General features: G+C 69.0%; 9 protein-coding genes and 1 pseudogene. 3 read left to right on the forward strand and 7 right to left on the reverse strand.

The window, feature by feature from the left end; genetic code table 11:
• Positions 1-87: 87 nt before the first annotated feature.
• The 4 genes from ABZ904_RS19695 to ABZ904_RS19710 all read right to left on the reverse strand — a co-directional run bounded on the left by ABZ904_RS19695 (position 88) and on the right by ABZ904_RS19710 (position 2,221).
• Positions 88-444 carry an ArsC/Spx/MgsR family protein gene (locus tag ABZ904_RS19695; RefSeq protein WP_361824690.1) on the reverse strand — a complete coding sequence of 119 codons (357 nt, stop codon included), beginning with the start codon at positions 442-444 and terminating at the stop codon, positions 88-90.
• A 48-nt stretch (positions 445-492) separates the two neighbouring features.
• Positions 493-1,116, reverse strand: coding sequence for a GTP cyclohydrolase I FolE (gene folE, locus ABZ904_RS19700; RefSeq protein ID WP_359393135.1), 624 nt, complete (start codon positions 1,114-1,116; stop codon positions 493-495).
• Positions 1,117-1,150: 34 nt separating this feature from the next.
• A complete protein-coding gene (locus tag ABZ904_RS19705) occupies positions 1,151-1,600 on the reverse strand; it encodes a hypothetical protein (protein WP_361824693.1) in 450 nt (149 codons plus the stop codon).
• A 75-nt stretch (positions 1,601-1,675) separates the two neighbouring features.
• Positions 1,676-2,221 (reverse strand): DUF2231 domain-containing protein, encoded by a 546-nt coding sequence (locus ABZ904_RS19710; protein WP_359393054.1) that lies wholly within the window; start codon positions 2,219-2,221, stop codon positions 1,676-1,678.
• Between the two features lie 120 nt (positions 2,222-2,341).
• Here ABZ904_RS19710 and ABZ904_RS19715 point away from each other — a divergent pair, with 120 nt between their 5' ends.
• Positions 2,342-3,094, forward strand: a complete 753-nt coding sequence (locus tag ABZ904_RS19715) for a transcriptional regulator (protein ID WP_359393056.1) — start codon at positions 2,342-2,344, stop codon at positions 3,092-3,094.
• Between the two features lie 380 nt (positions 3,095-3,474).
• Here the strand turns inward: ABZ904_RS19715 and ABZ904_RS19720 are convergent.
• From ABZ904_RS19720 to ABZ904_RS19730, 3 genes and pseudogenes are all read right to left on the reverse strand, one after another.
• Positions 3,475-3,633, reverse strand: a pseudogene (locus ABZ904_RS19720) (DNA-directed RNA polymerase subunit alpha); the annotation flags it as partial.
• 75 nt (positions 3,634-3,708) lie between these two features.
• A complete protein-coding gene (locus ABZ904_RS19725) occupies positions 3,709-5,064 on the reverse strand; it encodes an MFS transporter (RefSeq protein WP_359393057.1) in 1,356 nt (451 codons plus the stop codon).
• A gap of 663 nt (positions 5,065-5,727) precedes the next feature.
• Positions 5,728-6,435: a FadR/GntR family transcriptional regulator gene (locus ABZ904_RS19730; protein WP_359393059.1), complete on the reverse strand. Its 708-nt coding sequence runs from the start codon at positions 6,433-6,435 to the stop codon at positions 5,728-5,730.
• Positions 6,436-6,601: 166 nt separating this feature from the next.
• On the opposite strand from ABZ904_RS19730, the gene ABZ904_RS19735 reads away from it, so the two are divergent.
• Together ABZ904_RS19735 and ABZ904_RS19740 are read left to right on the forward strand one after the other, a co-directional pair.
• Positions 6,602-7,867 carry a CaiB/BaiF CoA-transferase family protein gene (locus ABZ904_RS19735; RefSeq protein ID WP_361824698.1) on the forward strand — a complete coding sequence of 422 codons (1,266 nt, stop codon included), beginning with the start codon at positions 6,602-6,604 and terminating at the stop codon, positions 7,865-7,867.
• The gene (locus tag ABZ904_RS19740) at positions 7,864-8,619 is read left to right on the forward strand and encodes an enoyl-CoA hydratase/isomerase family protein (RefSeq protein WP_361824700.1); all 756 of its coding nucleotides are present in this window, start codon (positions 7,864-7,866) and stop codon (positions 8,617-8,619) included. The genes ABZ904_RS19735 and ABZ904_RS19740 overlap by 4 nt, the downstream gene beginning before the upstream one ends.
• Positions 8,620-8,921 lie beyond the last annotated feature (302 nt).

The raw sequence follows: 8,921 nt of genomic DNA on the forward strand, positions 1-8,921 counted from the left end.
GCGACCTGCGGCTTCGGCAGCACTGACACCGGTTCCAGGCTCAGGTCAGCGAAGGTTGGTTGGATCGTGTGTCCGTATCGTGCCGGGTCAGCGCAGGACTGACCGTACGGCGTCAGGTGATCGGCCCACGACCGCCGTCCCGTCGTCCGCGGTGATGATCGGGCGTTGGATGAGGAGGGGCTGGGTGGCCAGGGCTGTGATCCAGCGGTCGCGGTGCGCCGCGTCCCGCGGCCAGGTGTCCATGCCCAGGTCGGCCGCGGCTGGTTCTCCCATCCGGGTGATGTCCCAGGGCTCCAGGTGCAGCCGGTCCAGTACCTGCTCGAGCTCCTCTGTGGTCGGTGGCTGTTCCAGGTAGCGCCGCACTGTGTATTGGGCGCCCTCTGCGTCCAGCAGGGACAGTGCGGAACTGCACTTGGAGCAGGCTGGGTTGATCCAGATTTCCATGCGCTGTGGTCTTCCGAGGTCAGGCCGGGCTGTGCGCGGCGTTGCCGGTCAGGAGGTGGCGCCGGTCAGGGCGAGGAATTCGCTGCGGGAGCGGGAGTCGGACCGCAGCAGGCCGAGCAGGGTGGAGGTCATGGTGCTGGAGCCGGTGGCCTGGACGCCGCGCAGGGTCATGCAGGAGTGCTCGGCCTCGATCACCACGCCGACACCCTTGGGCTCCAGGTGGGTCTGCAGCCAGTCGGCGACCTGCTTGGTCAGGCGTTCCTGGACCTGGGGTCGGCAGGCGAAGTGCTCGACGACGCGAGCCAGCTTGGACAGGCCCAGAATGCGGGCGCCGGGCAGATAGCCGACGTGGGCGGTACCGACGAACGGCAGCAGATGGTGCTCACACACCGACCGGACGGGTATGCGGCGGGCAAGGACGAGTTCGTCGTAGCCCTCGTCGTTGGGAAAGGTGGTCAGGTCGAAGGCACGCGGGCTGAACAGTTCGGCATACGCGCGGGCCATCCGGCCCGGTGTGCCGCGCAGGCTTTGGGAGTCGGTGGAGATGCCGAGCGCGGTGAGGAACTGGCCGGCCGCTTCTTCCGCGGCGGCCAGGTCGATACCGGCGGGCTGATGGACGACCCGCAGGGCGGCCCGTGCGGGTGCCGTCGGTTCCTCGTTGTGCAGGTCCATTCGGGCGGCGGTGCGGTGCGGGCGCTCGGTCATGTCAGCTGCCGCCGATTCCCAGGGCAGTGAGCAGGACCAAGACCAGGGTGACCACCGCGAGCAGGCCATGTGCGACCACCACCGCGAGCGGGAAGTGCCGTTCGGCAGGGACGGTCCTTTCGGTCCCCTGAGCCGCGGTGTCGGCCGGCGCCGCGGTGCGGTTGCGGTAGACGGGGATCCAGCGGGCCAGCATCACGAATCCCAGCAGGGCGACCGGCAGAAGCAGACCGAACGCGGTCCAGGCCAGGGCGCTCTTGTCGGCCACCACATAGATGATCCAGACCACCAGTCCGATCGCGGCGAGGGCGAAGTGCCCGAAGACGGCCGGTGCGGGCAGGCGGCTGGTGCCGGTTTGCTGCTGCCGGATGCCGCCACGTTGGATCCAGGTGCCGAGCATGTGGAAGCCGCCGAGGGCGGTGACCACCCAGGTGATCAGTGCGGCGATGTCCATGGGGAACTCCGAAGTGATGACGATGTCGAAGGCAGCCGGACGGCACCGGCCGCCGTGGAGGGTGGGCGGGCCGGATCACATGGCAGAGCGGGCGTTGCGCTTTCGGTCAGGTGTGTAGCCCTCGGCCTGGGTGCTCTCGTCGGCGACCCGTACGCCGTAGCGGTATGCGAGCTTGCCGCCCAGAAATCCCGAGACGCCCAGAGCCGCCATGCTGAGTGCGGACATGACGAGCCGTCCGAGGCCGACACTCCCGCCGCTGGTGTAGGTGCTGTAGCGCCAGAGGAAGTTGACGGCGTAGGCGGCGGTCACCAGCACGTTCAGCGTCATGTGGACCAGGGCGGTGCGAAAGGCCGGGGTGCCGGGCGGAATCGCGAACAGGTCGAGGAATCCGACCATGGCCGCCAGCAGGGCCCCGATCACGCCTACGGCGATCAGCCACTCCGAGCCCTGGGTCAGGAAGCCCGGACGGTTGACGACGTGAGAAGCGATGTCGAACACCAGGCTGGTCACCCAGGCGCCGATCGGCACGGTCACCAGGATCGGGTGGAACGGGTGGCCGTACGGGCCGGCGAGCGAGGCGCTGACAGGGCGCTTCGCCTGAAGCTGTGACTCATCGACCATCGCAACCTCCCATAGTTTCGCCAACGCATCTTGGTCTTATTAGGGAGGTGCGTCAAGGTGTGCTGTCCAGGCAGCCAAAAGAACTTTTGGGTCTACGTGAGTGGGAGTTATCGTGGTCTGGTGGCTTCTGACTCGACTCCGCCGGCCGACTCGGCCAGCACCGCCATCGATGCCGTCAGCGTCCTGAGCGAGGACTCGCGGCGGCGCATGTTCGTCTTCGTCCGGCGTGCCCGCCGGGCCGTGACCCGCGACGAGGCCGCCGCAAGCGTCGGCATTTCCCGCAAGCTGGCCGCCTTCCACCTCGACAAGCTCGTCGACGCCGGCCTGCTGCGCGCCCGCTACGAGACGCCCGGGGGGATTCGGAAGGTCGGCAGGCGGCCGAAGGTGTACGAGCCCTCCGACACCCAGATCACCGTGAACATCCCCGACCGGCGCCACGCACTCCTGGCGGAGTTCCTCCTGGACGCCGTCCTGACCGAGGGCGCCGACGAAAACGCCGCGCAGGCGGCCGTACGGACCGCCGAGCAGCGCGGCCGGCAGATGGGCGAGGCCGCACGGGATGAAACCCGCCCGGGCCGCTTGGGCCCCGAGCGCGGACTGACCGCCTGTGAGCACCTGCTGGAGGAGTACGGCTACGAACCCGTACGGGAAACCCCGACCCGGCTCCGGCTGCGCAACTGCCCCTTCCACCCACTGGCCGCGAAGGCCCCCGACCTCGTGTGCGGCATGAACCAGGCGTTCCTGTCCGGCTACCTGAAGGGCCTTGAGGTCAACGGGGTTCAGGCCACCCTGGCCCCCGAGCCCGGAGAATGCTGTGTGCGGCTGGGCCCGAGCGGCCCCGATCGTGATGACCAGATGCCCCAGGACCACTGACGCGACGCCGGCCGCCTGCCCCACGGGCCACCGCCCGGATGCACAGCACCGCCCCGGCGGAAGAGTCGTGCGAGGGGCACCCTCTGTGAGGCCGCACGGGGCTCACCCATCACTGGTTGCTCCCACCCGTCCCAGCTGGCGGAAACGCCGCCCGTTCTGGCGTTCCAACCGGAGTATTGCCATGTTGACCAAGCGCATCCTGAACCGCCCGAGGGAACCGGTAGCGCATCCGATCACCCGTACCGCTCCAGAATGGCTGCACAGGTCCTGACCTGGGACGACGCTCCCCCACACCGATACGACACCATCGGTCCTTGTGCTCGTGCGACTACTCTGCTCGGCCTGGACGAGGACGGCCTGGATCCCGCACACTCTCGGCCGAGCCTGCCCTCGCCGTTGAGCGTGGCGAGGACGAGCTCGGGGTTGTGCACGTCGACACCGGCCGGGGGCACGATGCCGGCGGCGCTGACCAGACCCGGGCCCTGCTTGCGCAGGTACATCACAACCGGCTCGTCGCGCTCCGAGGAGACGACCAGCTGCGGTAGAGCCGCCTGAACTGTGCGGATGAGGTTTTCGGCAAGCGCAGGGTCAAAACCCGTGCCGCCTTGGTCAGGTCAGTGCTCCCCCGGCGACGGCGCGGCGGTGGTACGCGACGGAACCGTCTCGTGCGAGGCCGTGACCAACGGCACCTGGCGTGGCATGAGCAGCAGCGCGATCATGGCGACGGCGCAGCAGCCGACGATGTACCAGCTGATTCCCGTGCTGGAGCCGGTGTGCTCGAGGATCGCCGCCGCGATGAGCGGCGCCGGTCCGCCCGCTATCACCGAGGCGAGCTGATACCCGATCCCGGCGCCGCTGTAGCGGACGTTCGTCCCGAATCCCTCGGCGATCAGTGCGGCCTGGGGCCCGTACTGAATGTCGTGGAAGACCAGGGAAAGCACGATCGCGAGGAGGACGAGACCGGAGCTGCCCGTGTTGAGCAAGCCGAAGTACGGGAACGCATACAGCCCGGTACACAAGATGCCGATGCCGTAGACCAGGCGCCGCCCGAAACGGTCGGAGAGGTGGCCGAAGAGCGGGACGCTGATCAGCCCGACGGCTGCCGCAATGAGCGTGTCGTTCAGCAGGTCGCCTTTGGAAAGACTGAGCTTCTGGGTGCCGTAGGTGAGCACGAAGGTGATGAAGAGGTAGAAGGGTGCCTGCTCCGACATCCGGACGAAGGCGGAGGTCAGGACCGTGCGCGGCTGGTGCCGCAACACGCTCCAGACCGGCTGGCGCACCACCACGCGCTCCCGCTTGAGGTCGGTGAAGGCCGGACTCTCCAGCACGCGCAGCCGCACGTAGAGTCCGATGCCGATCAGCACGACGCTGGCGAGGAAGGGTATCCGCCAGCCCCAGCTGTCGAAGCCGCCGCCGGACACGGCGTTCGTCATCTTGACCATGCCGGTCGAGGCGAGAAGACCGAGCGGCACGCCGAGTTGCGGCCAACTCGCCATCAGCCCGCGGCGGCGCTCGTCACCCCATTCCATCGACATCAGGACCGAGCCACCCCACTCACCGCCAACGCCGATGCCCTGGGCGATCCGCAACACGACCAGCAGTACGGGTGCGGCAAGGCCAATGGAGGCGTAGCCCGGCAGCACGCCGATGAGGAAGGTGCTGACCCCCATCAGGACGAGGGTGGTCACGAGTGTGGACTTGCGACCGATCCGGTCTCCGACGTGCCCGAAGATCGCGGCCCCCAGCGGACGGGCCGCGAAACCGACGAACTGCGTGCCGAACGAGGCGATGACCCCGGTGTACGCGTCCGCCCCGGGGAAGAACACATGGGGGAAGACCAGAGCGGCGGCCGTTCCGTAGAGGAAGAAGTCGTACCACTCGATCGCGGTGCCCACCGTGCTGGCGACCACGGCGCGGCGGCGGTGTCTGTACGTCGCTTCACGGCTGGCGGAGGACTCAGGTGCGGGCATGACGACTCCCGGAGCAATTGGTTGAACCACTGAACCAATGAACGAATCGCGGTGAGCGTGCTACCCGACTGCGAGCATGTCAAGAGGGTGCGCGGCCTTGGGCGGCGGTACTTCACCAACCGGCCAGCCGCGGCTGCATGAGGAACTTGCCGAACGCCCCGCGACTACATCGACGGGCAGCCCGCAAGCTGGGTGACTTTGGGTGCCTGCCTTGGCCAGGCGGAAGGATCCATCCTGAGCACGCGCCGGGCACTTCGATGCCACCGTCGCGGTGTGGAGTGAACCAGGGGAACCAGGTTTCCTGCGTCGGCTTACTGCGCCGAGCGCCTCTCCCAGCGCCCGATCCACGCCCTCGCCCTGACCAGGCAGCTGGTCACACCTCCCTCGACACCGAGCGGCCCACCGCGCTGGCCGCTCGGCCACCACCTGGGAGATCGGCATCAAAATGGCGGACGCATCGAGGGAGTGGCCGGCGGCATGGAACGCCGCACACAACCACACCAACTGCTGAGCGGGAGGCTCTGCCGAGGGTGGTCCTTCCGGGTGGCGCGTACCTGGCGCCACAGACCCGTCGGCAGGTCAAGCACGCTTCGACTGGTGAATCGCGCTAGCGCTGCTCATCACGACCGCCGCGTCATCTCTTGGGGCTTGGGCCTCCTCTGCTCAATCCGTGGCCTCTGCCTGCCAGTCCAGCAATTTGACGTGGCCGACGGTCACCACATGGTGGTGCATCGCGTGCGCGGCAGCCTCCTGGTCGCCCGCGCGTACCGCCTCGGCAATGCCGCGGTGCTGGTCCAGCGACAGCGCCGGGCGGCCGGGCTGACGCAGTGACTCGGCGCGGCTCTCGGCGATGGGCAACGCGATCTCCGCCATGAAGGCGCCGAGCAGCGGACTGTGGGCGGCCGCGGTGACAGCGGCATGGAAGCGCTTGTCCTCGGAGATGCCGAGTTCGCCGCGGTCGATGGCCTCGGCCATGGCCATCAGGGCCGCATCGATCTCCTGAAGATCCTCGTCAGTGCGGCGTACAGCCGCGAGCGCGGCAAGTTTTGTCTCCAGAGCGTCCCGGGCGTCCAGGACGTCCGGCAGCCGGCGCCGCCGGTCGATCATCGCCTCCAGGGGTTCGGCGTCAAGCCGGTCACGCAGCAGGTACGTGCCACCACCGTGCCGCACCGCGACCAGGCCCTGCACCTCAAGGGCGACGATGGCCTGCCGGACCGAAGTGCGGCTGACGCCCAGCCGGTCCGCCAGCTCACGCTCCGGGGGCAGATTGTCCCCCGCGTGCAGGTGTTCGCGCTCCACGTACTCCCGCAGTCTGGCGACCACCTGCTCGTAGAGGCGGGGCCGTGCCAGCGGGCGCAGCGACTCAGTCACAGGCGCAGGTCCCTTCCCGGATGGGGCCCCCGAACCTCAGAGCTGCCCCTTGACAGCTGTTCAGCCCCGACTGAACACTCTAGCTCACCGGTCCAGTGGTCCAGTGGTCCATCCAATTTAGAAACTGCCGAGACCACGCCCTCCCCAGAAAGGCACCCAGTCCGGCATGACATCGACCGAAACACCCGGGTCCCCGCCGCAGAAGCCCCCCAGCACACCAGGTTCCGCCACGACGCCCACCGGTCCCGGCCCCCTGACCGGAATCCGCGTCCTGGATCTCTCACGGATCCTGTCCGGCCCCTTCGCCACCATGGTCCTCGCCGACCTCGGCGCCGACGTCGTCAAGGTCGAGGACACGAAGGACGGCGACGACACCCGCCTGTGGGGCCCGCCGTTCCAGGGCACCGAGGCCGCCTACTTCCTGGCCGCCAACCGCAACAAGCGCGGTGTGTGCGTCGACCTCAAGACGGATCAGGGCCGCGAGTTCGTGCTGCGCCTCGCAGACCGCGCCGACGTACTCGTGGAGAACTTCCGCCCCGGCACCGCCGACCGCCTCGGGCTCGGCTACCGGGAACTGTCCGCACGCAATCCGCGCCTGGTCTACGCCTCCATATCCGGCTACGGCCAGACCGGCCCCTGGGCCTCACGGCCCGGATACGACGCCATCGCCCAGGCGCAGAGCGGCATGATGAGCATCACCGGCGAGCCCTGCGGGCCGCCGCTGCGCCCCGGCATCGCCTCCGCCGACATCGGCGCCGGCATGTGGGCCACCATCGGCATTCTCGCCGCCCTGCTCGCACGCGGAACCGAGGGCCGCGGCCAGCACGTCGACGTCTCACTGCTCGACGGGCAACTGGCCTGGCTCACCTATGTGGCCGGCGGCTACTTCGCCACTGGCCACACCCCCCGTCCCCATGGCTCGGCCCACCCCACGATCGTCCCCTACCAGGCACTGGCCGCCGCCGACGGCCACCTGATGGTCGCCGCCGGAAACGACAAACTGTGGCAGCGCTTCGCCGAAGTGTTGGGCGCCCCAGACCTCGCCGGTGATCCACGCTTCGCCACCAATCCCGACCGGGTCCGCCACCGCGAACAGCTCATTCCTCTGTTGGAGACGGCCCTCGCCCGCCGCAGCACCGCTGAGTGGACCGAAGCACTGGAGGCCGCCGGAGTGCCCTGCGCACCGATCAGCACCGTCGAACAGGCCCTCACGAGCCCGCAGTCAGTGGCACGCGAGATGGTCTCCGTTCTGCAGCACCCGACGGCAGGCCGGCTGTCCGTGGTCGGCTCCCCGCTGAAGCTCAGCGCCACACCGGCCCGCATCCGCACGGCGCCCCCACTGCACGGCCAGCACACCGACGACGTGCTCGCCGAGACCGGCTACAGTCCCGACGAGATCGCCCAGCTGCACGCCGCGGGAGCCGTGCGATGAGCGGCTCGGGCGCGGTCCGCCTCCGGCGCGACCGCGACATCGCCACCGTACGGGTCGGCACCGGCCGCCGGGGCAACGCGCTGGCCACCCGCGACTGGGATGCGCTGGCCGCGCTGTTCGAGGACCTGGCCGACGACCGCACCCTGCGCGCCGTGATCCTGTCCGGCGCCGGTTCCACCTTCTTCAGTGCCGGCTCCGACATGCGCGAATGGCTCTCGGCCGACCCCGCCGACATCGACGCCAGTTTCGCCTCAATGGAGAACGCGCTGACCGCCGTCGAATGCCTACCGGTCCCCGTCATCGCCAGTATCCATGGCACCGCCGCCGGCGCGGGCTGCCAGCTCGCCTGCGCCTGCGATCTGCGGATCGTCGCCGACAACGCGCAGCTCGGCATGCCCATCGCCCGCTGGGGCATCCTCGTACCGCCCGCCTTCGCCGCCCGCATCGCCCTCCTCACGGGCCCCGCTACGGCCCGCGACCTGCTGTTCACCGGACGTCTCGTCGACGGCCCCGAAGCACTACGACTCGGGCTGGCCACCGCTTGTGTGCCCGAAGTCGAACTGGACGACACGATCACCACCCTCGTCGCCTCGATCACTGCCCACCCCCTGGCGGCGAAACGCTCCATCGACACCCTCCTGGAGCCCGTCAGGGACCGGCTGCGCAAGGCATCAGCAGGGCCGGCCGCCGACTACGCCAGCATGCAAGCCGGGCTCAGCTCGTTCCTCTCCCACGTCACCCACGCCGGCTGACCTGCGACGGACCGCAGATCACCGACCCCCGTCCCCACACCCTCACCATCCGAGCCGAAACGAGGTCCCTGTGACGGTCAACGAGCAATCAGCCACGAGACCCCCAGCAGTCACACGCCCTCCGGACACCACTGCCGAACGCCTCACCAAGGCCCAGCGCCATGCCTTCTGGGGCTCCTTCAGCGGCTGGGCCATGGACGGCTTCAGCTAGAAGACTGCTGAAAATCTCGGGTTCTGGCCCCGGCTCGGTGGAGTCGGGGCCAGTCTTGTAGGCATGCAGGGGGAATGGGCCGGGGAGTTGG

The organism is Streptomyces sp. NPDC046900 (assembly GCF_040644975.1).
In the GTDB taxonomy this organism is placed as follows: domain Bacteria; phylum Actinomycetota; class Actinomycetes; order Streptomycetales; family Streptomycetaceae; genus Streptomyces.